The 583-nt window shown below is 35.0% G+C and carries 1 protein-coding gene; it reads right to left on the bottom strand.

Translation table 11 applies throughout. The annotated features are described in order from the left end of the window. Nucleotides 1–86 precede the first annotated feature (86 nt). Nucleotides 87–446: a hypothetical protein gene (locus AC1P5O_RS16805; protein ID WP_499006435.1), complete on the bottom strand. Its 360-nt coding sequence runs from the start codon at nt 444–446 to the stop codon at nt 87–89. Nucleotides 447–583: the final 137 nt, after the last annotated feature.

Raw genomic sequence — 583 nt, 5'->3', positions numbered from 1 at the left:
CTTAACGTTTGATAATTTTTGAATATCTTTGAATTTCATCCAAGGATTATCTCTTGAATTAAATAATTTTGCTGATTAATTTAAGATCAAATAAATTGTACGTTTTTTGATTTATGACGGAAGTCTAATGAATAAGAAGAATGCTGAATCTGGTGCAGAATCAAGGTGAGACTCAACATCAGGAACAACAAAATGGCCAAAATGGCATAACTTTGCGCCTGAAATTCGCTGATTTGCACAAAAGATTGCTGTACCAGATCTCCTAACATCAAACTGATGGGAACAAAAATCATGGCGGCCAAGACCCAAGGAATTAAGAGCTTGGCTTTATCCCAGATTCCACGGATTTTAATCTGACTGTAAAACAGGTAATTTCCTTTAAATGCAGTCGGATATTGGCGCTTAAGTTGCTGCAGCAACAAAGTCACTTGCGTAGTGGGCATCATCCAGAGATTAATTTAACCTGAGTTCGACATAAAAAATAAATAAAAAAAAGCCTTAGCATCTGTAATATCTTGGTTACGAAGACAAAACATTTCAGAGCAAGGCTTTTTCATGGACTATATTACCGAATTATTTTGTA

The sequence above is a fragment of the Prolinoborus fasciculus genome (genome assembly GCF_056724605.1).
The sequence above is the reverse complement of the archived record's forward strand: the minus strand, read 5'-3'. Positions and strand labels throughout refer to the sequence as shown.

What these genes read in the sequence shown, in the direction of transcription:
- AC1P5O_RS16805 (WP_499006435.1), bottom strand. Translation starts at nt 446, where the DNA reads ATGATGCCCACTACGCAAGTGACTTTGTTGCTGCAGCAACTTAAGCGC.